The organism is Thauera phenylacetica B4P, assembly GCF_000310225.1.
Lineage (GTDB): Bacteria > Pseudomonadota > Gammaproteobacteria > Burkholderiales > Rhodocyclaceae > Thauera > Thauera phenylacetica.
Window position 1 is genome coordinate 11,565 of the sequence record NZ_AMXF01000021.1, and the last position, 24,393, is coordinate 35,957.

Genomic DNA, 24,393 nt, shown 5'->3' on the forward strand with positions numbered 1-24,393 from the left:
GTTCCGGTCGTTCAGATTGCGGGATGCACCGTGATCACGGACTTGTCCGCGATGTCGGCATGGAGGAACTCGACCAGGTCGGCACGCCGAGCGAGCGTGAGGCGCTGGTTGATGTAGCCCTTGTCGGTGATTTCTCCCGCCTCCACGGAGGGCGGCTCGGCCATCAGGAGCGCGCGCGAGGGGTAGGTGGACGTGCCGCCGCCGCCGCTGCGAAGCATCGCCATGCCCTGGCGGATGCGACTGCGGATGTCCGGGTTGAGCAGCACGTCCACCAGCGCTGCGTCCGGCGGCAGGCCGGGACACAGGCGGCGACATTCGGGGAGGTTGGGGAAGATGAGGAAGCCGATCTCGTCGCGGTCGTGGCCGGTGACGACGATGTCCTGCGCGATCGGCTTCATCGCGTCGATGCCGGCGACGCGCAGCGAGCCGACATGGACCCAGGTCCCGGTGAGCAGCTTGAAGTCCTCGCCGATGCGACCGTCGAAGCGCAGGCCGAGCTCCGGCCGTTGCGGGTCGACGAACTCGACCGCATCGCCGATCAGGTAGAAGCCTTCCTCGTCGAAGGACTTCGCGGTGATCTCGGGCTGCTTCCAGTAGCCCGGGAACACGTTCGGCCCCTTTACCCGCACTTCCAGCTTGTCCGCCGAGGGGACCAGCTTGAGGGAGGTGCCCGGAACCGGCACACCGATCACCCCGGGCCCGATCGCGTCGAAATGGCAGTCGGTGGCCATCGGTGCGGTCTCGGTCGAGCCCCACGACGACACGATCATGACCTTCCTGCCGGTGGCGGCCTCGGAGAGGTCCTCCAGCGCCGACCAAAGGTGGTGCGGAAGTGCAGCGCCCGCATAGAAGAGGAATTTGAGCCTGCGGAAGAAGCTCTCGCGCAGGGCGGCATCCTCGCGCAGCAGCGGCACCAGCATGTCGTAGGCGCGCGGGACGTTGAAGTACATCGTCGGCGAAACCTCCTTGAGGTTCTTCACCGTGCGCTCGAGCAGCGCCGGGGTCGGCTTGCCGTCGTCGATGTACACCGCGCCGCCCCAGCGCAGGACCATGTTCAGGTTGTGGTTGCTGCCGAAGGTGTGGCTCCACGGCAGCCATTCGACCAGCACGGGCGGTTCGCCGGCCAGGAAGGGCCACATCAGCTCCTTGGCGAGCTGGTTCGAGCACATCATGCGCTGGGTATTGACGACCGCCTTGGGCGTACCCACCGAGCCCGAGGTGAACAGGAACTTCCCGATCGTGTCGGGCGTCACCTCTGCGAACGCCGCCATCACGGCGGCCTCGTTCGTGGCGGCCTCGATGCCGGCGAACGCCTGCACGCCGTCGCTCGGCGCGCTGTTGCCACCCGCCACCACGACGGCGTCGTGCAGCTCGCGGATGGCCTCGAGCGCGGGTGCGAAGCGTTCCGCGGGATCGGCGTAGATGACGCCGGGGCGAAGCAGCGCGATGTTGCCCTTGAGCTTGGCGAAATCCTTCGACATCAGCGAGTTGCCCGGCGAGATCGAGCACACCGGCACGCCGACGTGCATCGCCGCCAGCATCAGCAGGGCATGCTCGATCGAATTGTCGGACAGGATCACCACCGGCCGTTCGGCCGAGAGACCCTGCCCGAGCAGCCAAGTGGCGACCGCCACCATGCGGCGCCTCGCCTCCCCGTAGGTCAGCCGCGACCAGCCGCCGTCACGATCGCGTTCGGCCAGGAACAGGCGATCGGGCGCGGCCGTTGCCCAGTGCTCGAACCAGTCGCCCACGCAGCGGGCATAGGTTTCGGGAAAGGGAATTCCCGAGCGCAGCACCTGCGTGCCGTCCGGCCGCCGTTCCACCTCCACGACCGGGGGGGTGAACATGCGCTCCATCTTCCGGGTATCTGCGGTCATGACGACCCTCCTGCCTGTTCCGGCCAATTACTGTCCGATCATGGAGTAGCCGCCGTTCTCGATACGGACGAGGACGCGACCCCGCGTGTCGAGACCGAAATGATCCTCGGCGCTCATGTTGTACACACCATGCGCGCCGACGACCTCCTTGTTGGTCTCGAGGGCGTCGCGCAGGGCCAGGCGAAACTCCGCCGTTCCCGGTGCCGCGGTCTTCAGCGCGACCGGCACGGCCGCCTCGAGCAGCCGGAACACGTCGTGCGCATGACCGGCAAACGACGAGAAGGTGCCGGCACCGTATTTCTCCTCGTAGCGACGCACGAAGGCCGATCCGATCTCCTTGGACGGATGGTCCGCGGGGATCTGGTCCACCACCACGACCGGCCCGACCGGCAGGATCACCCCCTCTGCGGCCTTGCCCGCCACGCTGAGGAAGGCCTGGTTGGCGACCGCATGGGTCTGGTAGACCTGCCCCTTGTAGCCGCGCTCGACCAGCGTGGTCTGCGGCAGGGCGGCAGGACTGCCGGAGCCGACGACGATGATCGCATCGGGCTTCGCGCCCACCAGCTTGAGGACCTGCCCGGTGACGGAGGTGTCGTTGCGTGCGAAGCGCTCGGCCTGCACGATCTTGATGCCGGCCTTCTGCAACAGCGGCTCGAGCGCAGCCAGCCATTCGTCGCCGTAGGCATCGGCAAAGCCGATGAAGCCCAGCGTCTTCACCCCAGCGGACTGCATGTGACCGACGAGCGCTCCGGCCATCACGCTGTTGTGCTGCGGCGTGCGGAACACCCAGTGCCCGCGATCGGCCGGAAGGGTCACCGGCGAGAGCGCGATGTGCGGGGTCCCGGTCTCGAATGCGACCTGCGCGATCGCGGCACTGGCCGGTGTCACCGCCGAACCCACGAGTACGTCGGCCTTCTCCTCCGAGACGAACTTGCGGGCGTTCTTGGTCGCAGTGGACGGATCGGAACCGTCGTCGAGGACGACGTAGCGCACCGTCTCTCCCGCGATCGTGGTCGGAAACAGCGCGACCGCATTCTTTTCGGGAATTCCGAGCGAGGCGCCCGGCCCCGTTGTGGACACGGAAACGCCCACAACCACTTCCGCCAGTGCCGGCGGACTGCCGAGCACGCCGAGGGTGGCACACAGCATTACGAGATTCTTGATCTTGTTCATCATCCCTCCTCCTGATTGCGAATCCGGATCCTTAGGGATCCGGAAGACTGCGTTGGATGAAACCTGGAGCCGGCCGTCGCACGACCCGCCCTCACGCTGCACAACCTGCTCCACGACTTCTTGCCCGACCTGCTGCCCTCTCCACCACCCCGCCCCGTATGCCGGCGATCAGGTCTCCGCCGATCCCGCCGGGCGGTGGTGGCGCAGGGGCAAAGCTACGCCTGACGAACTAACTTGTCAAACGTCCGGTCAAAAGATCAGCTACCCTTCCCCACGGGCTGCGCCTCGATGCACGGAGGCTTCGCCCGGACGAAGCCTCCACAAGGCGGCTAGAATCCGCTCCCGCCCTAAGCCGAAGCTGCCTGCGACGATCCGATGACCTCGCCCTCCCCTTCTCCCGCCGCCGAGACGGCCGAATCCGCCATCCTCCGGCTCGCCCGCAGCGAGCCGACGCTCGGCCAGGCTGCCGTCGCCGAACGCCTGCGCCGGGATGGGCTCGACATCTCCGCCTCGGGTGTGCGCTATATCTGGCAGCGGCACGGGCTGGAGACTGCGGTGAAGCGCCTGCAGGCCCTGGCGGCATCGGCGCCCGAAGGGATCGATGCGCTGAACGCGAACCAGCAGGCGCTGCTCGCGCGCGGCAGGCGCAGCGACCGACTGGCCGGCGCCATGCGCTCGAGCGTCCAACGCAGCCCGAGCGAAGCCAGCGAGCCCCCCGACCGTCGCCAGCTGATCCTGCACGCGGCGGCACGGTTGTTCTCGCAGCAAGGCTACGACCGCACCTCGATCCGGGACATCTCGCGCGAAGCCGGACTGCTCCCCGGCTCGGTCTATCACCACTTCCCTTCCAAGGACGCGCTCTTCCTGGCCGTGCATCGGGAGGGCTTCCGGCGCGTACGCGAACGCGCCAGCGCCGCCGCGGCGCTCGGCAGCGACCCATGGGACAGCCTGCGTCGCGCCTGCGAAGTGCACGTCTCAGGCATGGTCGGCGACTCGCCGATCGACCGGATCACCGGACGCAGCATCGGCCTGACGGACCACCAGAACCTGCTGGCGATGACGCTGGAGGATCGCGAGGCCTTCGAGAATCTCTACCGCGAACTGATCGCCGCGCTCCCGCTGGCGCCGAACGCCGACCGCAGCCTGCTGCGCCTCGTCCTGCTGGGCGCGCTCAACTGGGTGTTCATCTGGTACCGCGAAGGGCGACGGACACCCGAAGCGATCGCGGCCGGCATCGTCGACATCGTGCGCCGCGGGGTCCAGGCCTGAACCACCCGGGCGGCGCCTGCGCTCGCCGAAGGCCGCGCCGGGCCCGGGCGCCAGCGGCCGCGCCCTTGTGCCGACGAGCCTCCCCGGGCAGACCACGCATGGACGCTCCAGATCCCCGCCCCCGATGGCCTCGGACAGTAGACGGGACTCGGGTTTTGGCTATACTGGTATAACTGAATAATCGTTCATTCAGCTATGGCCACAAGGCCTTTCCCGGAGGAGACACAAGATGAAGATCCGCACCACGACGCTCGGGCTCGTTTCGGCCCTGTTGCTCCCTGCCGTCGGCCACGCACAGGAAGTGACGCTGAAGGTCGCCCACTTCCTGCCCCCGACGACGCCGATGCACGCCAAGGTGATCGCGCCATGGTGCGACAAGATCGCGGCCGAATCCCAGGGAAGGCTGAAATGCCAGATCTACCCTGCGATGCAGCTCGGCGGCACGCCGCCCCAGCTACTCGGACAGGTACGCGACGGCGTCGCCGACGTGGTGTGGACGCTGCCGGGCTACACCCCCGGCCGCTTCCCGATGACCGAGATCTTCGAGCTCCCCTTCATCACCACCACGCACGAGCCCTCCGCGCGCGCGGTGTGGGATTTCGTACAAGCGAACGCGAGCAAGGAATTCGCCGGCCTGAAGCCGATCGCGGTGTGGGCCAACGGGCCGAATATCCTGCACATGCGCGACAAGGAGATCCGTAGCCTGGAGGACCTGAAGGGCGTCAAGGTGCGCGCTCCCTCCCGCCTGGGCACCAAGCTGCTCGCAGCGCTGGGGGCCACCCCGGTGGGCATGCCGGTTCCGCAGATGACCGAGAGCCTGTCCAAGGGTGTCATCGACGGTGCGCTGATCCCCTGGGAAGTCGTTCCCCCGACCAAGGCCCACGAGTTGACCAAGTTCCACGCGGAGTCCGGCGTCGAGCGCGCGATGACCACGGCGACGATGATCTACGTCATGAACCAGAAGAAGTACGACAGCCTGCCGGACGACCTCAAGAAGGTGATCGATGCCAACAGCGGGCGCGAGTTTTCCGCCTGGGTCGCCGCGCAGCACGTCGCCGCCGATGCCGTCGGACGAGACATGACGATCGCCAGGGGCAACAAGGTCTATTCCATCCCCGCCGATGAAATGACGCGTTGGGAGCAGGCCGCCAAGCCGGTGACCGCCGAGTGGATCAAGGAGGTTACCGCGAGCGGCGCCGACGGCCAGAAGCTCTACGACGATGCCGTCGCGCTGGTCGCCAAGTACAGCGCCGCAAGGTAATCGGCGACAGCACGCCGCATGGATCGGAAAAAGGGGCGAGCGGTTTAACCGCTCGCCCCTTTTTCATTCTCTGGCGAAGATCGTGCTCAGCCGACCACCCAAAGCGCGACCAGAGAGATGCTGGGGAAAAGCACGAGCACCAGGACCCGCAGGATGTCTGAAACCAGGAAGGGCGCCACGCCGCGGAAGATCGTGCCCATCGGGATATCCCGGGCAACGCCGTTGATGATGTAGACGTTCATGCCGACCGGCGGCGTGATCAGGCCGATTTCCATCACCACCAGCGCCACCATGCCGAACCAGATCGCCTTGTCGTCCGCGCTCAGGCCCCAGTAGTCCATGCCGAGGACGATGGGCAGGAAGATCGGCACCGTCAGCAGGATCATCGACAGGCTGTCCATTACGCATCCGAGCACCAGATAGATGCAGATGATTGCGAAGAGCACCGTGAAGGGCCCGAAGCCCATGCCGTCGACCCAGGCCGCAGCCTCCGCAGGCAGCTGCGACAGCGCCATGAAGGAGTTCAGCGTGTCGGCACCGAGCAGGATCAGGAACATCATCCCGGTGCTCGTGGCCGTGCCCTGGATGCAGGCCATGAATCCGCCCTTGGCGAGGCCTCCTGTGCGCCAGGCGGCGATCCCGGTGGCGAGCGCACCGACTGCGGCGGCTTCGGTCGGGGTGAACAAGCCGCCATAGATGCCGCCGATCACCACGAGGAAGATCAGCAACACCGGCCAGGTATCGATGATCGTCGCAAGACGCTCCGACCAGCTGTGCCGCGGCGTGCCCGGACCACCCGCCGCCGGATCGAGCCGGCAGACGATGCCGACGACCACCATGTAGCCGATGGCGGCGAGGATGCCGGGGATGAAGGCGGCCAGGAACAGCTTCGCGATGTTCTGCTCGGCCAGGATGGCGTAAATCACCAGCGGCACCGAGGGCGGGATCAGGATGCCCAGCGTGCCGCCGGCCGCCAGCGAGCCGGCAGCCAGGCTGGGTTTGTACTGGTGGCGCTTGAGCTCGGGCAGCACGACGTGGGCCATCGTGGCCGCCGTCGCCAGCGACGAGCCGCAGATCGCGCCGAAGCCGGCGCACGAGGCGATCCCCGCCATCGCCATGCCCCCCTTCCAGTGCCCGATGAAGGCGTTGCCCGCCTTGAACAGCGCGCGCGACAGCCCACCGTGCGTGGCGAACTGCCCCATGAGCAGGAAGAGCGGCACGACCGACAGGTCGTACAGCGAAAAACGCCCGTAGGGGGCGTTCTTCAGGTACGCGAAAAAGGGGTCGAGTCCGGAAATCCACACGTAGCCGATGGCACCGGTCAGGAACATGGCGATGCCGATCTGCACGCGCAGCGCGAGCATCCCCATCATGACGGCGCCCATGGTCAGGCCGATCAGGCTGCTGGTCATTTCGAACCCTCCTCGCCGATCTCCAGCGCGAACGTGCGAAGGGCCGTGATGCCCAGCAGCACGAAGGCGGGCACCACCGGGATGTAGCCCCACCAGATCGGCAGGGAGATCACCATCGAGGTCTCGCCGTATTCGCGCATCTCCATCATGCCGACCCAGATGCGCCAGGCCAGCAAGAAGGCACACGAGGCCATCAGCAATGCAGCCATCGCATCGAGAACGCGTTTCAGCCCGCGCGGCGCCCACAAGGTGAAGAAGTCCACGAACACGTGCCCCTTGCGCAACTGGCAATAAGGCAGGCACATCGCGATCCCCATCGCCGACAGCATCTGCACGAGCTCGTAGTCGCCTGGGACCGGCAGGTCGAACAGCGCCCGCCCGATCACGCTGGCGACGGACATCACCGCCTCGGCGCAGAACATGAGGCCCGCGAGCACGGCCATCGCCACGCAAGCCCATTCCACGGATCTACCGATTGCGCCACTGGGCCGGCTCACCGGCGCGGCAATGGATTCAGCCATGTCATCCTCCTTGTCTTGATCGCGCTCGTCGTTTGCACCGGGCCGTTCCGCGCTATCGGGCCCGGATTGTGCTGCCGTCCTACTTCGAATACTTGTCGATGAGGGCCCTCGCCTCCTCGTGCAGGCTGCGGCCGTCCATGCCCTTCGCGGTGATCTCTTCCACCCACCCTGCCGTCACCGGGCCCGCCGCAGCCTGCCACTTTGCCACCTCGTCCGCCGCGAGCGCACGCACGGCATTGCCGCGCTCCTGCGCACGCTTGCGCCCGTCCTCGTCCGGCTCGACGAACTGCGCCGACACCCAGGCCGAAGTCTCGCGCCCGCTGTTGGCATCGATCACCTTCTTCAGATCGATCGGCAGGCTGTCGTACTTCTTCTCGTTCATCACGAAGATCATCGTGGCGGCAAGCAACGCGCGATCGCCGCTCACCTCGACGTGGAAGCGGGTGAGCTCGTGGACCTTGGTCGCGGGCAACACCTCCCAGGGCAGCAAGGCACCGTCGATGACGCGCTTGGACAGGCTCTCCGCCATCTGCGGCACGGGCATGCCGACCGGGGTGGCGCCGAGCGCGGCGAGCAGCTTGGTGCCGAGTCGCGACGGCGCGCGCACCTTGAGGCCCGCCAGGCCCTCCAGCGTGCTCACGTCGTGGTCGCGCAGGTGCAGGGCATACGGCCCCGTCACCCAGGTCGCGATCGGCTTCATGCCGGCGAACTCCTGGCTCGCCCGGGACTGGGAAAAATCCCACAGCGCACGGGACGAGGCCTCGCGCCCGGTGGTGATGAAGGGCAGCTCGAACACTTCCGACACCGGGAATCGGCCAGCCGTATAGCCAGGCAGCGTCCACACCACGTCGGCGACGCCATCACGCACCTGGGTGAGCAATTGCGGCGGCGTGCCGCCGAGCTGCATGGCGGGATAGATCTGGCACTCTAGTCCGCCCTTCGACTCGGCCTTGATCCTTTCGCACCAGGGCACGATGAACTTGGTGTGCGCCGGCGACGCCGGAGGCAGGAAGTGCGCGACCTTCAGCACCACCGCCTCGGCCTGCGCGGTGGCGGGCATGAGCACGGAGGCGAGGACTCCGAGGGCAAGCGTGCGGACCTTCATGTGAATCTCCTTGTGGTGACCGATCGACGAGCGGGCCAGGATATCGATGCGCGACGGGCGGCGATCTCCTGGGCGGGATGCCATTCTCCGTGCAGCCGGACGCGAGCGAATTTTCACGACGACCGATATATGAACGACTGTTCATTCATTATACGCACCGACCACGCATCCGCAAGCACGTTCATCCCCGACCGCCCCGGCTGCGGGACGCGGGACGCGGCGCCCATCGTCGGCCACGGAGCCCCCTGCGGCCCGCCTGGCGCGGACGGCAGCCACGCCAGGCGTCCCCCAAAGCAAATCGGCCGGGCCCAAGGGGCGCCGGCCGATCCTCACGCGCTGCGCCGCTCAGTTCCGGGAATGCTTCTCTACGAGCTCGACGGCGCGCTCGTAGAGCTTCCGACCGTCGTGTCCCTTGCTCGTAACCTCGGCGATCCATTCATCGACGACCGGTTGCGACGCATCCTTCCAGCGCTTGACCTCGTCGGCCGGGATCTCGGTGATCTTGTTCCCGCGCCCGAGCGCCGCCGCACGCCCGCCTTCATCGCCCACCTTGAACTCTGCCGCGACCCAGGCCGACACCTCGCGCCCGCTGTTGTCGTCGATGACCTTCTTCAGCTCGGGCGGCAGGCTGTCGTACCGCTTCTGGTTCATGACGTAGATCGACGTCGCAGTGGTCAGGGAACGCCCGCCGCTGACCTCGACGTGAAACTTCGTCAGTTCATGCGCCTTGGTCGCGGGCACGACCTCCCAGGGCACGATCGCCGCATCGATCACGCCACGCGACAGCGACTCCGAGATCTGCGGCACCGGCATGCCGACGGGCGTGGCGCCGAGCGCGGTCAGCATGCGATTGCCCAGCCGCGACGGCGCACGGATCTTCATGCCGCGGAAATCCTCGATCGTCTTGAGATCCTTATCGCGCAGGTGAATCACATACGGACCGACGACCCAGTTGGCGATGCGCTTGACGCCCTCGAACTCGCTCGCGGCGTGTTCGTCGATGAAATCCCACACCGCGCGCGCGCTGGCCTCGTGCGTCGTCGTCATGAACGGCAGCTCGAACACCTCCGAGATCGGGAACCGCCCGGGGGTGTAGCCCGAGATGGTCCATACGATGTCGGCCACGCCGTCGCGCACCTGGCTGAGCAATTGCGGCGGCGTGCCGCCCAGCTGCATCGCCGGATAGATCTGGCACTTCATGCGACCTTTCGACTCCGCCTCGATCTTGTCGCACCACGGCACGATGAACCTGGAATGCATCGTGGACATCGGCGGAAGGAAGTGCGCGACCTTCAGCACGACCTCCTGGGCTTGAGCGGACGACATCATGGCCGTGGCGGCCAGTCCGAAAGCGATTTTCCTGAGCATCGCCGGCGTCTCCTCTGTCTATATGTCTGGGGTCACGATCGGGCATCTGTAATGAACGATCGTTCAGCCATTATAGGACAGCCCCTTCGCTCCACAATTGCGGAAGCCCCTTACCCTCGGCGCCAGCGGGCACGAAAGGCGTGGATCCGATTGCCGGGCTCGCTCGCCGCCCATCGGCGGAGATCCCGGACCAGCGGAAGGCCCGTGAGTGGATCACGCAGGTGAAGCCGTTCGGTGCGACCGGTGCAGCCTCAATCCACCGGCAGGTCCGCGCCCGGCACCTCGTCCCTGGCGCGCTTGCTCGCCAGCGCGAGACGCCCCTTCGCGGTCAGGAAGGGATCGACGAGGAGCTGGATCCCCTCCTCGACGTATTCGTCGAGCGCGTAGCGCTCGCGGTAGGACCAGTGCTTGAGCGCCCAGGAGTGGGCGAACATGACGTACTGGTAGGCGAGCAGGTGCTCGGCAACCGGGCGCATGAAGCCTCCGGTGGTGCAGTCGCGCACGCAGGCCTCGATCAGGCGGTTGGTGCGCGTCTCGCCCTCCTTGATGAGTGCCCGGCGCTCGGCGCGCAGGGACATCGTGGAGCGGTAGGCCAGCACGGTGGCGTCCCGCAGGCGATCGACCACCCCGCAATACGCCGACAAGGCCGTGCACAGGCGCTCGACCGGATGGACCACCCCGTCCAGGCGAAAGGGGATCTCGTTCTCGTAGGAGTCGATGACGAGCTTGAGCGTCAGGAAGAGCACGTCCTCCTTGTCGCCGAAATACTGGTAGATCAACCCGGTGCTCGTTCCCGCCCGGCGCGCGATCTGCTGGATCGTCGTGGTGTGGTAGCCCTCCTTGGAGAAGAGCTCCACCGCCGCAAGAATGATCTGTCGCCGTCGCTCCTCGACCAGCCTAGGATCCGACACCACGCTCTTGACCTCGCCCGCTGCACTCATCGTCATTCTTCCTGTGATCTTCCCCGCTCCCGCGCGGTGCCCAGACGCTCCGCGGCCGCCGGCAGCATGCCGGCTACTCCGCGCCCCGCGCCCCGCGCCCAAGGCGCGAAGGGTACACGCATGTCTTCGATCTGGCGCATGCTTCCCGGCGACAGGGCGCCGACACGTTCGCGCCGGATCATTTCTGCCGGGAGAGGAAGCGCTGCACGCGCTCCTGGGTGTCCGCCGCCGCCAGCAGGGCCGCGCTGCCCTCGAGTTCGATCTCGTAGCCGTCTTCGAAACCGTCCACCGCCGCGAAGATGCAGCGCTTGCAGGCCGCCAGCGCAGGTGCAGGCAGGGCCGCCAGACGGTCGACCTGCTCGCGCGCGACGCGTTCGAGCTCGGCCGCCGGCGCGCTTCGATGCGCCAGGCCGAGCGCTACCGCCTGGGCGCCTCCGACCAGCTCCGCACCGAGGATCAGCCGTCTCGCAACCGCCTCGCCGCAGATCCGCGTCATGCGCTGCGTGCCCCCGGCAGCGGGAAGCAGCCCCAGCCTCGCCTCGGGAAGACCGACGCTTGCCTCCTCGGCGACCACACGCAGGTCGCACGCCAGCGCCAGCTCGAAGCCGCCCCCCATCGCGGCGCCGCCGATTTCGGCCACCGACACCTTGGCAGAACGCTCCAGGCGCGCGAAGACCTCCTGCATCCGGCGCGTGGTCTCGATCATCCGCGCGCGCCCGGCGTCGGATGCGAACAGGGTGCGCATCATCTCCAGATCGGCGCCGGCGCAGAAAACGCGTTGATCGCTGCGGATCCATAGCACCGCGATGCGTTCGTCGGCCTCGACGCGGTCCAGCACTTCCTCGAGGCGATCGAGCCACTCGTCGTTGATGGCGTTGACCGGGGGGCGGCAAAGCGTTGCGGTGGCGACCGCTCCATCGATATGCAGGGAGATCATGATTTCCTTTCGCTTGCGTGGGTCGAGAGGGCGGAGCCAGTCACGCGGCTCGATGCGAGTTTGAATACCGGTCACACTTGACTGACTCCCCATTCATTTTCAGCGTGGCACGTCGATCCATGAAAATCAAGTAGCCAATCGCCCACAATCCAGCCTTAAAGGGAAAATACGCTCTGCCCTGCCGCCTTCAAATTCCGGTTGACTTCAAAATCTGACTGAACGATCATTCATTCGACGCAGGGCCGACCCGAGGCCCCGGCGGCACCCACGGGCACACCGACCGGGCACCAAGCCTGGATATGCGCGGTCGGCGGCAAAACATCGATTCCGATCCGGAGATCAAGAAAATGCGACTTGAGGGAAAAACAGCGGTAGTCACCGGCGGGGCGTCCGGTATCGGTCGTGCAACGGCCGAAACCCTGGCGGCGGCCGGCGCACATGTGGTCATCGGCGATCTCGACCAGGACAAGGGCGCGACGGTCGCCGCCGCAATCCGCGATGGTGGCGGCAAGGCCAGCTATTTCTCGCTCGACGTCACCAGCCAGGACTCGGTCGGTGCGTTCGCCAGGAGCGTGGAAACCCAGGGGCTGGAGGTCGACATCGTGGTCAACGTCGCCGGCTGGGGAAAGATCCAGCCCTTCATGGAGAACAGCCCCGATTTCTGGCGCAAGGTCATCGACCTCAACCTGCTCGGGCCGGTCCTCGTCACCCACGCTTTCCTCGGCGGCATGATCGCCCGCGGTCGCGGCGGCAAGGTCGTCACCGTGGCGAGCGACGCCGGCCGCGTGGGCAGCAGCGGCGAGACGGTCTACTCGGGGGCCAAGGGCGGCGCGATCGCCTTCGGCAAGGCGCTTGCCCGCGAGATGGCGCGCTACAAGATCAACGTCAATAGTGTCTGCCCCGGCCCCACCGACACTCCGCTGCTTGCCGCCGTGCCGGAAAAGCACCAGGAGGCCTTCGTCAAGGCCACGCCGATGCGCCGCCTCGGCAAGCCGAAGGAGATCGCCGACGCGGTGCTGTTCTTCGCCAGCAGCGACTCCGACTTCATCACCGGCCAGGTGCTGAGCGTCAGCGGCGGCATGACCATGGTCGGCTGAACGCCAGACCTCCCCCACTCGAACCCTGGAGACAGAAATGTACAAACTGAAAGCCGCCGACTGGCATCCCGAGCACTTCAAGCTGGAAGTGGCCGACCGTGTCGCCACCATCACGCTGAACCGCCCCGACCGCAAGAACCCGCTGACCTTCGAGAGCTACGCGGAACTGCGCGACACCTTCCACAAGTTCCAGTACGTCGACGACGTGCGCTCGATCGTGATCACCGGCGCCGGCGGAAACTTCTGCTCGGGTGGCGACGTGCATGACATCATCGGGCCGCTCACCAAGATGGACATGAACGGGCTGCTCACCTTCACGCGCATGACCGGCAACCTCGTCAAGGAGATGCGTACCTGCCCGCAGCCGATCATCTCGGCGATCGATGGCATCTGCGCCGGTGCCGGCGCGATCGTCTCCATGGCCTCGGACATGCGCTACGCCACGCCGGACGCGAAGACCGCCTTCCTGTTCGTGCGTGTCGGCCTCGCCGGCTGCGACATGGGCGCCTGCGCGATCCTCCCGCGCATCATCGGCCACGGCCGGGCCTCCGAGCTGCTCTACACCGGCCGGGTCATGAGCGCGCAGGATGGCCTCGCCTGGGGTTACTTCAACGACGTCGTCGCGCCCGATCAGGTCCTCGCCAAGGCCCGGGACATGGCCCTTTCGCTGGCGAACGGCCCCGCCTTCGCCCACGCCATGACGAAGAAGTGCCTTCACCAGGAATGGGACATGAGCATCGAGCAGGCGCTGGAAACAGAAGCCGAAGCCCAGGCCATCTGCATGCAGACGCAGGATTTCACCCGCGCCTACAATGCCTTCGTGGCCAAGCAGAAGCCGGTGTTCGAAGGCAACTGACGGCGGACCGGGGCGGGCCATGCCCTGGCGCGCCCGCCCCGACGGATCACGGAACCCGATTCACCCCGACTGCAAGGACGGCTGTCGATGAACGCCACACCAGCATTGAGCGGAAGACACGCGGTGATCACGGGCGGTGGACGCGGCATCGGCGCTGCGATCGCACGTGCCCTGGCCGAGCAGGGTGCCAGGGTGACCTTGATGGGAAGGACGCTGGCCCCCCTGGAAGAACAGGCCGGCGCGCTGCGCGAGATCACCGAAGTCCATTGCGAGCGTGCGGACGTCGCCCGCCCCGACTCGGTCGACGCCGCATTTGCCGGCGCCGTCGCACGACTCGGCCGGGTGGACATTCTGGTCAACAACGCCGGCCAGGCGCTCAGCGCCCCCTTCGTCAAGACCGAATTCTCGCTCTGGCAGCAGATGCTGGATGTCAACCTCACCGGCGTCTTCCTCGGCACGCGCGCGGTCCTTCCCGGAATGCTGGAGGCGGGCTGGGGGCGGGTCATCAACGTCACCAGCACCGCGGGACAGAAGGGCTATCCCTACGTCAGCGCGTATTGCGCGGCGAAGCACGGGGTGATCGGCCTGACCCGGGCGCTCGCGCTCGAGACGGCGAGGAAGAACGTCACGGTCAACGCCGTCTGCCCGGGCTACACCGACACCGACCTCGTGCGCGACTCGATCGCGAACATCGAGGCCAAGACCGGGCGCAGCCATGCCGAGGCGCTGGCCGAGCTGACCCGATTCAACCCCCAGGGCCGCCTGATCGATCCCGGCGAGGTCGCCAACGCCGCACTCTGGCTGTGCCTACCGGGCTCGGAGGCGATTACCGGCCAGTCGATCTCGGTGTGCGGCGGCGAAGTGATGTGATGCGGGCAACGGTGCCGGCACCGCCGCGAAAGCGGCCGATTCAATGAGCGAATGGAGCATGCAGTGAGCGACAAATCCTATCTCGAGTGGCCCTTCTTCGAGGAGCGTCACCGCAAGCTGGAAGCCGAGCTCGACGCATGGGCCCGGGACAATGTCACCGCGGAACATGGTGATCTCGACTCCGCCTGCCGCGAACTGGTCGCCAAGCTGGGCGCCGCCGGCTGGCTGCGCTACAGCGTCGGGGGCACGGCCTACGGCGGCGCGCACGAAACCATCGACACGCGCTCGATCTGCCTGCTGCGCGAGACCCTCGCGCGCCACTCGAGCCTGGCCGACTTCGCCTTCGCGATGCAGGGCCTGGGCTCCGGCGCGGTGACGCTGTATGGCAACGACGAGCAAAAGCGCCGGTATCTCACCCGGGTCGCCCGCGGCGAGGCCTTGCCCGCCTTCGCCCTGTCCGAACCGGGTTCCGGCTCGGATGTCGCGGCGATGGCCTGCAGTGCCCGCCTGGACGGCGACCACTACGTGCTCGAAGGCGAGAAGAGCTGGATCTCCAATGGGGGCATCGCCGACTTCTACGTCGTCTTCGCACGCACCGGCGAGGCGCCGGGCGCGCGCGGCCTCTCCGCCTTCATCGTAGATGCGGACACCCCCGGACTCGAGATCGCCGAGCGCATCGAGGTGATCGCCCCCCACCCGCTCGCCCGCCTGCGCTTCACCGACTGCCGGGTTCCCCGGTCGGCGATGCTCGGCACTCCCGGACTTGGCTTCAAGGTGGCGATGCAGACCCTCGACATCTTCCGCACCTCGGTGGCGGCCGCGTCGCTGGGTTTCGCCCGCCATGCCCTCGACGAGGCGCTGCGCCGCGCCACCACCCGGGACATGTTCCAGCAGAAGCTGGCGGACTTCCAGATCACCCAGGTCAAGCTCGCGCAGATGGCGACCAGCGTGGACAGCTCCGCCCTGCTGACCTACCGCGCCGCCTGGCGCCGCGACCAGGGTCACAAGGTGACACGCGAAGCCGCGATGGCCAAGATGACCGCGACCGAGAGCGCACAGCAGGTCATCGACGCCGCGGTGCAGATCTGGGGCGGCTGCGGCGTCGTCAGCAACCATCCGGTCGAACGCCTGTATCGTGAGATCCGCGCGCTGCGCATCTATGAGGGCGCGACCGAAGTGCAGCAGCTGATCATCGCCCGGCAGACGCTCAAGGCCTACGAAGAGGGCTGAGCGCGCCCCGGGCAGCGAATGCCGCAAGCCGTGCCTCGATCCCGGGCACCCGGCACGCCGAGGGCGTGCCGCGGTCCGCGGACGAAGCCCTCGGCGCCGATCGAAACCGTGTTTCGGAGCACGCACCATGCCTGAAGAACTGCAGCCACAACACACCATGAACGCCGCCGACGAGATCATCGGCCGAGCCATCGGACGAGGCCTGGGCGAGCAGACCGCCATGCTGTGCCGCGAACGCTCGACGAGCTATCGCGAACTCGACGCCGCGACCAACCGCAATGGCCACGCCCAGCGCGCCAATGGGGTCGGTCGTGGCGACCGCATCCTCATCCTGATGGACGACTCGCCCGAGCTCGCCGCGGCCTATCTCGGCGCGCTGCGCATCGGCGCGGTCGCGGTCGCGCTCAACGTGCGCCTGGCCCCGCGCGATCTCCTCTACGTCATCCAGGACAGCGCCTGCAAGCTGCTCTACGTGGATGCGGAGTTCCTCCACCTCTATGAACAGATCGTCGGCGAACTCGCCGCGCCGCCGCAGGTGGTCGTCCGCGGCGGCGAGGCAAGCGCCCCCGCCCTGACACTGGAGCGCTTCCTCACCGACCAGCCCGAGACGCTCGAATCGGTGCAGGTCGATCCCGAAGAAATGGCGTTCTGGGTGTATTCGTCGGGCACCACCGGGCGCCCGAAGGCGGTGGTGCACGGGCACCGCTCCGTGCTCAACAGCGACCAGATGGAGCGCGAGTACTTCGGTGTCCAGCCCGGCGACCGCGTGTACAACACCTCCAAGCTCTTCTTCGCGTGGTCCCTCGGCCACTCCCTGCTCGGCGCCCTGCGTTGCTGCGCGACCGTGATCGTCGCCCCCGGCTGGCCCGACCCGGAGAACGTACTCGCCACGGTCGACCGGCATCGCCCGACCATCCTGTTCAGCACGCCCGTGATGTATCGCAACCTGTTGCGCGAGGGTGCGGCGAACTCGGCCGGCATGCGCGGCGTCCGCCATTTCGTGTCGGCCGGCGAGAAGCTGCCCGAGAACATCGCCCAGCAGTGGGCGGACAACTTCGGCGTCCCCATCTGCGAGGGGATCGGCGCTTCGGAGACCATCTCCCTCTTCCTGTCTTCGCATCCCGATGCCCACCGGATAGGCTCCTGCGGCAAGCGCGTCCCGTGGGCGGAGGTCCGCCTGATCGACGAGTCTGGCGAGGAGATCACCACTCCCGACACGCCGGGGGTGATCGCCATCCACACCGACTCGCAGCTCGTCGGCTATTGGAACCTGCCCGACACCACGGCGAAGGCCTTGCGCAGCGGCTGGTACTACCCCGGCGACATGTTCAGCTTCGACGCCGACGGTTTCTGGTACCACTGCGGGCGGGCGGACGACATGCTCAAGATTTCCGGCCAGTGGGTGAGCCCTTCCGAAATCGAGAGCTGCGCCGCCACCGTGCCCGGCGTCGGCGAGGCGATCGTGGTGGCCGAACCCAACGAAGACGGCCTCACCCGCCTCGCGCTGTTCGTCGTTCCCAAGGACGAGTGGGTGAACCCACGCAAGCTGGAAGAGGAGCTGACCACGACCCTGCGCAACACGCTGTCGATCTACAAGTGTCCGCGCACGATCCGCTTCCTCGAGGAACTGCCCCGCACAGCGACGGGCAAGGTGCAGAAGTACCGCCTGCGCGAGTTCCTGCGCGCGCAAGCCTGAGTCCGGGCCCGCGGCGCCCCGGTCGGGTGCGTCGCGCTTTCGCCACCCCCCTCGAAGGAAGTCCCCCATGAGCGCAGTCCTGGTCGAGCAGCCCACGCCGGAGATCGCCCTTGTCCGCCTGAACCGTCCCGAGGCGCGCAACGCCCTGGACCAGGAAACCCGCGGCCAGCTGGCCGAGCACTTCGACCGCCTCGGCCGCTCCGGCGAAGTGCGCTGCATCGTCCTCACCGGGGGTGAGCGCTGCTTCGCGGCTGGCGCCGACCTGCGCGCGCTGGCCGAGGCCGGCGCGATCGAGATCCTGCTGCGGCAAACCCATCGCCTGTGGCAGACGATCGCCAGCTGCCCCAAGCCCATCATCGCCGCGGTCAACGGCTATGCGTGGGGCGGCGGTTGCGAGCTCGCCATGCACGCGGACATCATCGTCGCCGGAGAAGGCGCCTCGTTCTGCCAGCCCGAGGTGAAGGTGGGCATCATGCCCGGCGCGGGCGGGACGCAGCGCCTGACGCGGGCGGTGGGCAAGTTCCAGGCGATGAAGATGGTCCTCACCGGCCTCCCCGTGAGCGCCGCCGAAGCCCTCGCCATGGGCCTGGCCAGCGAGGTCGTCGCGGACGCCGCCGTCCAGGCGCGCGCGCTCGAGCTCGCCCGTCACATCGCCGCCCTGCCCCCGCTGGCCATCGCGCAGATCAAGGAGGTGCTGCTCGCCGGCCAGGACGCCTCGCTGGAGACCGCGCTGATGCTCGAGCGCAAGGCCTTCCAGCTGCTGTTCGCGAGCTCGGACCAGAAGGAAGGCATGCGTGCCTTCCTGGACAAGCGCCCTGCCGTGTTCCACGGGCATTGAGCCAGACCCCGGGCTCGGGCATCCTTCGAAAAAAACTGCGCCAGACCCCCCAATGACGAAGACACCGGCCGCCCCTCGCCCCTACGACCACTTTGCCAGCCCGATCGACGACCGCTATTTCGAGGACTACGTCCCCGGCGCGGTGCATCGCTTCGGCGAGATCCGCGTCACCGCGCAGGACATCATCGATTTCGCCCGTCGCTACGACCCGCAGGACTTCCACACCGACCCCGAAAAGGCGGCGCAGACGATCTTCGGCGGGATCATCGCCAGCGGCTGGATGACCGGCTCGCTGATGATGCGGATGTACGCGGACCATTACCTCACCCACAACGCCAGCCTGGCCTCGCCCGGCATCGACGAGTTGCGCTGGCCCGCCCCGGTGCGTCCCGGCGACGTGCTCGGCACGCGGGTCACGATCGTCGAGGCACGCCGCTCGACGACCAAGCCCGACCGTGGGATCGTGCGCTCGAAGATCGAGGTGCTCAACCAGCGCGACGAGGTGGTCATGAGCATGCTCGCGATGAACCTCATCGCCTGTCGCACGCCCTCTCCGGCGTAGGCCGGGCTCGCGCGGAGCGCCCTCGCACCGGCTCCCGGCCACCGAACGACGAAAACGCGGCCGGCAGCCGGCGCCCCGCTCGGGGCGCCGGCGTCGCACAGGCTCAGGGGGCGGAATGCTTCGCGAGCAGGCGCCGCGCCTCGTCCAGCATCTCCTGTCCCGGATAGCCCTTCGCGGTTACCTCGCCCACCCATTCAACCGCGATCTTGTCCCCGACGGCTCGCCAGCTCGCCGTTTCGGACGCGGGAATGGAATTGAACTGGTTGCCGTTGCCGACCGCGAGCTGGCGCGCCGGGGCGGCGGACTCGTCCCACGCCCTGCCGATCGCCGCCGACAGCGCGACCCCCGAGTTGGCGTCGATCACACGCTTCAGCTCGGGGGGCAGGCCTTCGTATCTCGCCTTGTTCATGGCGAGCACGAATACCGCGGTATAGAGCGCAGGCTCGCCCGCGGCGGTTTCCGAATGGTAGCGAGTGAGCTCGTGCAGCTTCATCGCCGGCACGATCTCCCAGGGCAGCAGGTAGCCATCGACCACGCCCTTGGACACGGCCTCCACGACCGCCGGCATCGGCATGCCGACCGCCGAGGCACCGAGCTGGGACAGCATCCTGTTGGTCAGCCGGGTCGGCGCCCTCATCTTCAGTCCCTTGAAATCCGCCATCGTCCGAATCGGATGGCGATTGTTGTGGGCTTGTCCGTTGTCATGCACATGGAACGCAAGCGGTTTCACCTGGGCGAAATCGCCCGCGCCGTATCTTTCGTAGTACTCCCACAGCGCACGGGAGGTGGTCTCCGCCTTCCTGGACATGAAAGGCAGCTCGAACACCTCGACGGAAGGGAAGCGCCCGGGGTTGTAACCCGGCAGCGTCCAGCCGATGTCGGCGATCCCGTCGACGACCTGCTGGTAGACCTGCGCCGGCGTCCCGCCGATCTGCATCGCCGGATAGATCTGGCACTTCATCCGGTTGTCGGACTCGGCAGCGATCTTTTCGCACCACGGGACGATCTGTCGGTGTCCCAGCGCCGCCGTGGGCCACATGTGCGAAACCTTCAGAATCACCTCTTGGCTTTGCGCAGCCGTGGAAGAAAGTGCGGCCGTCATCGCGACCAGACCGGCCCCAAGGTATCGTCTCTGCATTTTTCGTGTCTCCTCGCTCTTGCCACGCTGGATGGAACGCCGACTAACCCCGTGGCCCGGGTAGTCCTGGAAAACCGCCTCCCGCCGCACCGCCGCCAGTCCGTGCGGGCAATCCTGCCCGGCGGATGATGTCCGCCAGGGCCTCCTCGTTCCTGTGCCCCATCAGGTGGATGCCGGCCACGCCCTCGATGCCTCGAATCGCCTCGATCGTCTCCAGGCACACGCGTGCGGCCTCGGCCTTCTGGTCGGTCGCGCTGCCGATGCGCTGGAGTACGGCCTCGGGAACATGGACGCCGGGCACGTGTGCCCCCATCCAGCGCAAGGCCTTTGCCGAGGACAAGGTGCCGACGCCGACGAGGATGTGCGCCCGGCGATGCAAGCCGCGGGCGCGGACGCCGTCCATGAAGGCCTCCAGCAGCGGCAGGTCGAAACAGAACTGGGTCTGGATGAAGCACGCGCCGGCGACGACCTTCTTTTCCAGATTGGCGATGCGGTCGACGAAGGGTGGCACGAAGGGGTTGCAGGTCGCGCCGATGAACAGCCGGGGCGCACTTTCGAGCTTGCGCCCGGAGGCGAATTCGCCCCGGTCGACCATGCCCCGAGCCACGTGCAGCAGGGACACTGCATCCAGATCGAACACCGGCTTGGCCTGGGGGTGATCGCCCTGGCTGACGTCATCGCCGGTAAGGCAGAGGATGTTCTTCACCCCCAGCGCCGCCGCCCCGAGGATGTCGCCCTGAATGGCGATGCGGTTGCGGTCGCGGCAGGCGACCTGATACACCGGGTTGAAGCCCGCATGGGCGAGGATGGCCGAGGCGGCCACGCTCGACATGTGGCAGTTGCCCCCGGCGCCATCGGTGACGTTCATCGCATCCACCAGTCCGCGGAAGCGCTCGGCGCGGGCCAGCAAGACGGACGGATCGGCGGAATCCGGCGGCGCGATCTCGACGGTGACGACGAAGCGGCCCGAGCGGCAGGCCGCCTCCAGCGCGCTCTCCTCGGCCTCCCGGGTGGAATCGTGCGCGACCGGCGGCTGGAACGCAGGCTCCTTGTGACCATGGATGACCTGGATCCAGGTGGACTGCCCGCGCCTGCGCTGGTCCACCGCGGGCAGCAATGGCGTGGGGTGGGCCTTGTGGTCGGGCGCGATCCGCTTGGTGCCCGCGGTGGCCTCGACCCAGGCGCAGCGCATCTCGGGCCGGACTTCGCAATGACCGTCGGGCCGCACGCCACCGCAAGGGCCGTTGCGCATCTCCTTCGCGCAGTTCATCGGGCAGGCCATGCCGGTGGCCGAGAGCACGCACTGACCGCACATCCTGCAGTCGAACAGGAAGCCCTTGGCGTGGCGTTCCAGGGGACGCAGCACCGCGGCGGTCCGGTCGACACCGAGGACCCGGGCTACGGGCCGCATCAGGGGGGCGAGCCGGGAGAAGAGCTCGTAGAGGCTCCTCAGCCGACGCGCATGGCGCACGGACCACAGACGGACGCGATACATCAGGCCGGCACTCCGTCCGTCCCGCGTACGGCGCGTCCGCGGGACGCTCGCGCACGCCGCGCGACAGGGCGCGTCATGCCTCGGCGTCCTCTCGGCCTGCCGGCGCGCACGCCGGGTCGGGCGGCGCGGTCCACGCGCGCAGGGGCTTGCGCAGCGCACCGATGTCGGCGAACGGCGAGCGTTCGAGCAACATCGCATCGAAGGGCGCACCACGCTCCAGGCGCGGACGGGCGTGGCCGAAATGACGGCGCGCGGCGGCGGTGGCCGACTGCAGCACTTCCAGGGTAGACAGGCCGGCCTCGAGGTAGCGTGCGATCTCCTCATGCACCGCGTGCCCATGCTCGACTCCCATGCTGCCGGCGTCGGTGCCGAACAGCAGTCGCACCCCCAGCTCGCGCGCGATCAGCAGGTGGCGGGCGTGTTCGTCGAGAATGCGGCGCAGATTGCCCACGGTCTGCGCCGACCACCCCACCGCCTCGGGGTGCGCCCACTGGAAATGCACCGGGCAGAAGGTCGGCGTCCAGGCCACGTCGTGCTCGGCCATCCGCGCGAGCAGGTCGCGGCGCATGAAGAAGCCGTGCTCGATCGAACCGACCCCGGCGCGGGCGGCGATCTCGAGTCCGGTGGCCCCGCTGCAATGGACCATGGTCTTGCGCCCGCAGGCGCGCGCGCTATCGACCACCAGGCGCGTCGCGGCGAGGTCGAACTGCGGCTCGTCGGTGACCGCGCCGGCCTCGAAGTCGATGATCCCGGTCAGGATCAACTTGATCTCGTCGCTGTCGCGCGCCAGTTCGCGCACCGAGTCGCGGATCGCGGCGTCGTCGGCGACGTCGCGCGCCATGAAGGCGCCGTAACGCTTGGGGCGCTTGACCCCGAGCCCGGCCGAGCGCACCCGCGCCAGCGCAGGATCGGCCGCGGCCTCGTCGCGCAGACGGTGGTTGATGCCGTGGCGGTCGCCCGCGTCGCGCACCAGGGTCACGCCGCACGCGAGCGCCTGGCGGGCGCTCGCGCGTGCCGTGTCGAACAGCGCTTCCACCGGCTTCTTGAGATGGGCTGCGCGCTGCGCGCCGTCGGTGGGAGCGCCGTCCAGAAACAGATGGACGTGGGCATCGACCAGCCCGGGCAGCACGAAGCCGCCGCGCAGGATCTCCATTCCCTGGGTGGCGAGCGTCGCACCGAAGTCGCCCGCGACGATGTCGCTGATCCGGCCGTGCTCGATGCGGAAGGTGAAGGGGCCGTGCGCGTGCAGGCGCTCGCCGTCGAACCAGCCGTCGGCGACGATGGCGAAGCGATCGGTCGGCGTCATGTTCAGGCCTTGTAGAGCTTGCGCACCGCACGCAGCGCGTTGCTGCCGGTGGTGCCGAGGAAGTTGCGGTAGGCGGTGAGCACGTAGTCGTCCTCGGGCAGCGGCGCGTAGCCGCGCCACGGGGTACCGAGCACGGTGTCGAAGCCGTACGGCACCGCCAGGGTGAGGAAGGCGTTCTCCAGCCCGTGCTTGAGGTCCGAGCCGTCGGCGGCCCTGACCGGGAGCTGCTGGCCGATGTTGGACAGTCCGCCCATCATGTGCAGGCCTTTCAAGTCCGGGTCGGCGCCGATCAGGCGCACCGCGTCGAGGGTCGCGCGGTTCAGACCCTCCGTATCGGCGATGATCGCGCTCACCGACAGGTCCACGAAGACATGATCGAGCGGCATGCGGTACTCGTCGCGCAGGCGCAGCGCGGCACGCCGCGCGGTCGCGGCGATGTCCTCGGCAGTCTTGTTGTTCATCGCCACCCCGTCGATGACGCGCTCGGAGGCCATCACCATGACCCGGAACGGCAGGTCGCGGTAGAGCTGCATCGCCTCCCAGCGGTGCTCGGTGATCGAATTGACGATCGCCAGCTCGCCGCCGGCGCGGCCGCGGTCGTAGGTGGTGAGGCACAGCGCGAAGAGCTCGGCGGTGGGCACGTCGAACGACAGCGGCACCGTAACCACGTCCTGGATGGCGCGGATCACATCGACCAGAAAGCCGCGGTCGGTCATCGCCTGCGGGCCGATGTTGACGTTGAGGGCGAAGGCGCCGGCCTCGACCTGCTTGAGCGCGAGCGCCTGGATGGCGCCGAGGTCCTTGTCCTCGAACATCGCCCGCGTGCTCTTGAAGCCCGGATTGATGCGCTCGCCGATGATGCGGATGCCAAAGCGGTTGGTTTCGTTCATGACGGACTCTCTTCGGTGACGGTTCTTGGAGAAAGGGCGCAGACGGGGGGGGAGGCGGAATCGGAAGCGGGGGCGAAGCCGATGTGGCCGAGAAAGACCTTCTGGAAGTCGGCGCGCGCGTTGAGCGCGCACGCGCGACTCGCGCGCGCCAGTTCGCGCGCGCGGGCGCGCTCGACGCACGACAGCAGCAGCCGGCGCACGCCCTCGCCGGCGGCGTTGCCGACCTGGACGAAGCGCTCGCGCGGCAGCGGCGGGAACAGGCCGATCTCGATACCGCTCGCGATGTCGATATAGGCGCCGAAGGCACCCGCAAGGACGAAGCGCTCGATGCTGTCCGCGGCAAGCCCGGCCTCGGCCAGCAGCAACTCGGTGCAGCTGCGGATGGCGGCCTTGGCCAGCTGCACCGCGCGCACGTCGGCCTGGGTGAACAGCACCTCGGGTGCGAGCCGCGCGGCCCGCTGCCCGCCCTCGTCGGTGACGATGTCGGGGTGATCGGCGCGCAGGCGGCCGCGCGCATCGACCAGGCCGCCGCGGCGCAGCGCGGCCACGGT

22 protein-coding genes are annotated in these 24,393 nt (G+C 67.8%); 9 read left to right on the top strand and 13 right to left on the bottom strand.

Annotated features, from left to right (window positions below):
• Nucleotides 1–11: 11 nt before the first annotated feature.
• Nucleotides 12–1,877 (bottom strand): feruloyl-CoA synthase, encoded by a 1,866-nt coding sequence (locus C667_RS05210; protein ID WP_004358098.1) that lies wholly within the window; start codon nucleotides 1,875–1,877, stop codon nucleotides 12–14.
• A gap of 27 nt (nucleotides 1,878–1,904) precedes the next feature.
• Nucleotides 1,905–3,050 (bottom strand): ABC transporter substrate-binding protein, encoded by a 1,146-nt coding sequence (locus C667_RS05215; RefSeq protein ID WP_004358099.1) that lies wholly within the window; start codon nucleotides 3,048–3,050, stop codon nucleotides 1,905–1,907.
• 555 nt (nucleotides 3,051–3,605) lie between these two features.
• Between C667_RS05215 and C667_RS05220 the strand changes: the two genes are divergently transcribed.
• A complete protein-coding gene (locus C667_RS05220) occupies nucleotides 3,606–4,319 on the top strand; it encodes a TetR/AcrR family transcriptional regulator (protein ID WP_245538427.1) in 714 nt (237 codons plus the stop codon).
• Between the two features lie 229 nt (nucleotides 4,320–4,548).
• Complete coding sequence (locus tag C667_RS05225) at nucleotides 4,549–5,580, top strand: TRAP transporter substrate-binding protein (protein WP_004358101.1); 1,032 nt, start codon at nucleotides 4,549–4,551, stop codon at nucleotides 5,578–5,580.
• 86 nt (nucleotides 5,581–5,666) lie between these two features.
• Here C667_RS05225 and C667_RS05230 read toward each other — a convergent pair whose 3' ends face one another.
• From C667_RS05230 to C667_RS05255, 6 genes are all read right to left on the bottom strand, one after another.
• Complete coding sequence (locus C667_RS05230) at nucleotides 5,667–6,992, bottom strand: TRAP transporter large permease (protein WP_004358102.1); 1,326 nt, start codon at nucleotides 6,990–6,992, stop codon at nucleotides 5,667–5,669.
• Entirely contained in the window at nucleotides 6,989–7,513 is a 525-nt protein-coding gene (locus C667_RS05235; protein WP_039920811.1) for a TRAP transporter small permease, read from the bottom strand. The genes C667_RS05230 and C667_RS05235 overlap by 4 nt, the downstream gene beginning before the upstream one ends.
• 79 nt (nucleotides 7,514–7,592) lie before the next feature.
• Entirely contained in the window at nucleotides 7,593–8,618 is a 1,026-nt protein-coding gene (locus C667_RS05240) for a TRAP transporter substrate-binding protein (RefSeq protein WP_004358104.1), read from the bottom strand.
• 345 nt (nucleotides 8,619–8,963) lie between these two features.
• Complete coding sequence (locus tag C667_RS05245; protein ID WP_004358105.1) at nucleotides 8,964–9,986, bottom strand: TRAP transporter substrate-binding protein; 1,023 nt, start codon at nucleotides 9,984–9,986, stop codon at nucleotides 8,964–8,966.
• 251 nt (nucleotides 9,987–10,237) lie between these two features.
• Nucleotides 10,238–10,927: a TetR/AcrR family transcriptional regulator gene (locus tag C667_RS05250; RefSeq protein WP_004358106.1), complete on the bottom strand. Its 690-nt coding sequence runs from the start codon at nucleotides 10,925–10,927 to the stop codon at nucleotides 10,238–10,240.
• Nucleotides 10,928–11,105: 178 nt separating this feature from the next.
• Nucleotides 11,106–11,939 (bottom strand): enoyl-CoA hydratase/isomerase family protein, encoded by an 834-nt coding sequence (locus C667_RS05255; protein ID WP_245538428.1) that lies wholly within the window; start codon nucleotides 11,937–11,939, stop codon nucleotides 11,106–11,108.
• Between the two features lie 272 nt (nucleotides 11,940–12,211).
• On the opposite strand from C667_RS05255, the gene C667_RS05260 reads away from it, so the two are divergent.
• The 7 genes from C667_RS05260 to C667_RS05290 all read left to right on the top strand — a co-directional run bounded on the left by C667_RS05260 (nucleotide 12,212) and on the right by C667_RS05290 (nucleotide 19,013).
• The gene (locus C667_RS05260) at nucleotides 12,212–12,961 is read left to right on the top strand and encodes an SDR family NAD(P)-dependent oxidoreductase (protein ID WP_039920822.1); all 750 of its coding nucleotides are present in this window, start codon (nucleotides 12,212–12,214) and stop codon (nucleotides 12,959–12,961) included.
• Nucleotides 12,962–12,998: 37 nt separating this feature from the next.
• Complete coding sequence (locus C667_RS05265) at nucleotides 12,999–13,817, top strand: enoyl-CoA hydratase family protein (RefSeq protein ID WP_004358110.1); 819 nt, start codon at nucleotides 12,999–13,001, stop codon at nucleotides 13,815–13,817.
• Between the two features lie 87 nt (nucleotides 13,818–13,904).
• Nucleotides 13,905–14,687, top strand: a complete 783-nt coding sequence (locus C667_RS05270) for an SDR family NAD(P)-dependent oxidoreductase (RefSeq protein WP_039920812.1) — start codon at nucleotides 13,905–13,907, stop codon at nucleotides 14,685–14,687.
• A gap of 63 nt (nucleotides 14,688–14,750) precedes the next feature.
• The gene (locus tag C667_RS05275) at nucleotides 14,751–15,917 is read left to right on the top strand and encodes an acyl-CoA dehydrogenase family protein (protein WP_004358114.1); all 1,167 of its coding nucleotides are present in this window, start codon (nucleotides 14,751–14,753) and stop codon (nucleotides 15,915–15,917) included.
• A 127-nt stretch (nucleotides 15,918–16,044) separates the two neighbouring features.
• Nucleotides 16,045–17,613, top strand: coding sequence for a 3-hydroxybenzoate--CoA ligase HbdA (gene hbdA, locus C667_RS05280; protein WP_004358116.1), 1,569 nt, complete (start codon nucleotides 16,045–16,047; stop codon nucleotides 17,611–17,613).
• 67 nt (nucleotides 17,614–17,680) lie between these two features.
• Nucleotides 17,681–18,451, top strand: a complete 771-nt coding sequence (locus C667_RS05285; RefSeq protein WP_004358119.1) for an enoyl-CoA hydratase — start codon at nucleotides 17,681–17,683, stop codon at nucleotides 18,449–18,451.
• Nucleotides 18,452–18,503: 52 nt separating this feature from the next.
• The gene (locus tag C667_RS05290; protein WP_004358121.1) at nucleotides 18,504–19,013 is read left to right on the top strand and encodes a MaoC family dehydratase; all 510 of its coding nucleotides are present in this window, start codon (nucleotides 18,504–18,506) and stop codon (nucleotides 19,011–19,013) included.
• 103 nt (nucleotides 19,014–19,116) lie between these two features.
• Here C667_RS05290 and C667_RS05295 read toward each other — a convergent pair whose 3' ends face one another.
• From C667_RS05295 to C667_RS05315, 5 genes are all read right to left on the bottom strand, one after another.
• On the bottom strand, nucleotides 19,117–20,151 hold the full coding sequence (locus C667_RS05295; RefSeq protein WP_039920814.1) for a TRAP transporter substrate-binding protein: 1,035 nt from the start codon (nucleotides 20,149–20,151) through the stop codon (nucleotides 19,117–19,119).
• A gap of 43 nt (nucleotides 20,152–20,194) precedes the next feature.
• The gene (locus C667_RS24295) at nucleotides 20,195–21,646 is read right to left on the bottom strand and encodes a methylenetetrahydrofolate reductase C-terminal domain-containing protein (protein ID WP_004358125.1); all 1,452 of its coding nucleotides are present in this window, start codon (nucleotides 21,644–21,646) and stop codon (nucleotides 20,195–20,197) included.
• Nucleotides 21,647–21,719: 73 nt separating this feature from the next.
• A complete protein-coding gene (locus tag C667_RS05305; RefSeq protein WP_004358127.1) occupies nucleotides 21,720–22,952 on the bottom strand; it encodes an amidohydrolase family protein in 1,233 nt (410 codons plus the stop codon).
• Between the two features lie 2 nt (nucleotides 22,953–22,954).
• Nucleotides 22,955–23,842, bottom strand: a complete 888-nt coding sequence (locus tag C667_RS05310) for a dihydropteroate synthase (RefSeq protein ID WP_004358129.1) — start codon at nucleotides 23,840–23,842, stop codon at nucleotides 22,955–22,957.
• A partial coding sequence (locus C667_RS05315) for an ASKHA domain-containing protein (RefSeq protein WP_004358131.1) occupies nucleotides 23,839–24,393 on the bottom strand: 555 nt, incomplete at its 5' end. The genes C667_RS05315 and C667_RS05310, both read right to left, overlap by 4 nt.

Coding starts and splice junctions, on each gene's coding strand:
- C667_RS05210 (WP_004358098.1), bottom strand. CDS start 1,877: ATGACCGCAGATACCCGGAAGATGGAGCGCATGTTCACCCCCCCGGTC.
- C667_RS05215 (WP_004358099.1), bottom strand. CDS start 3,050: ATGAACAAGATCAAGAATCTCGTAATGCTGTGTGCCACCCTCGGCGTG.
- C667_RS05225 (WP_004358101.1), top strand. CDS start 4,549: ATGAAGATCCGCACCACGACGCTCGGGCTCGTTTCGGCCCTGTTGCTC.
- C667_RS05230 (WP_004358102.1), bottom strand. CDS start 6,992: ATGACCAGCAGCCTGATCGGCCTGACCATGGGCGCCGTCATGATGGGG.
- C667_RS05235 (WP_039920811.1), bottom strand. CDS start 7,513: ATGGCTGAATCCATTGCCGCGCCGGTGAGCCGGCCCAGTGGCGCAATC.
- C667_RS05240 (WP_004358104.1), bottom strand. CDS start 8,618: ATGAAGGTCCGCACGCTTGCCCTCGGAGTCCTCGCCTCCGTGCTCATG.
- C667_RS05245 (WP_004358105.1), bottom strand. CDS start 9,986: ATGCTCAGGAAAATCGCTTTCGGACTGGCCGCCACGGCCATGATGTCG.
- C667_RS05250 (WP_004358106.1), bottom strand. CDS start 10,927: ATGAGTGCAGCGGGCGAGGTCAAGAGCGTGGTGTCGGATCCTAGGCTG.
- C667_RS05260 (WP_039920822.1), top strand. CDS start 12,212: ATGCGACTTGAGGGAAAAACAGCGGTAGTCACCGGCGGGGCGTCCGGT.
- C667_RS05265 (WP_004358110.1), top strand. CDS start 12,999: ATGTACAAACTGAAAGCCGCCGACTGGCATCCCGAGCACTTCAAGCTG.
- C667_RS05270 (WP_039920812.1), top strand. CDS start 13,905: ATGAACGCCACACCAGCATTGAGCGGAAGACACGCGGTGATCACGGGC.
- hbdA (WP_004358116.1), top strand. CDS start 16,045: ATGCCTGAAGAACTGCAGCCACAACACACCATGAACGCCGCCGACGAG.
- C667_RS05285 (WP_004358119.1), top strand. CDS start 17,681: ATGAGCGCAGTCCTGGTCGAGCAGCCCACGCCGGAGATCGCCCTTGTC.
- C667_RS05290 (WP_004358121.1), top strand. CDS start 18,504: ATGACGAAGACACCGGCCGCCCCTCGCCCCTACGACCACTTTGCCAGC.
- C667_RS05295 (WP_039920814.1), bottom strand. CDS start 20,151: ATGCAGAGACGATACCTTGGGGCCGGTCTGGTCGCGATGACGGCCGCA.
- C667_RS24295 (WP_004358125.1), bottom strand. CDS start 21,646: ATGTATCGCGTCCGTCTGTGGTCCGTGCGCCATGCGCGTCGGCTGAGG.
- C667_RS05305 (WP_004358127.1), bottom strand. CDS start 22,952: ATGACGCCGACCGATCGCTTCGCCATCGTCGCCGACGGCTGGTTCGAC.
- C667_RS05310 (WP_004358129.1), bottom strand. CDS start 23,842: ATGAACGAAACCAACCGCTTTGGCATCCGCATCATCGGCGAGCGCATC.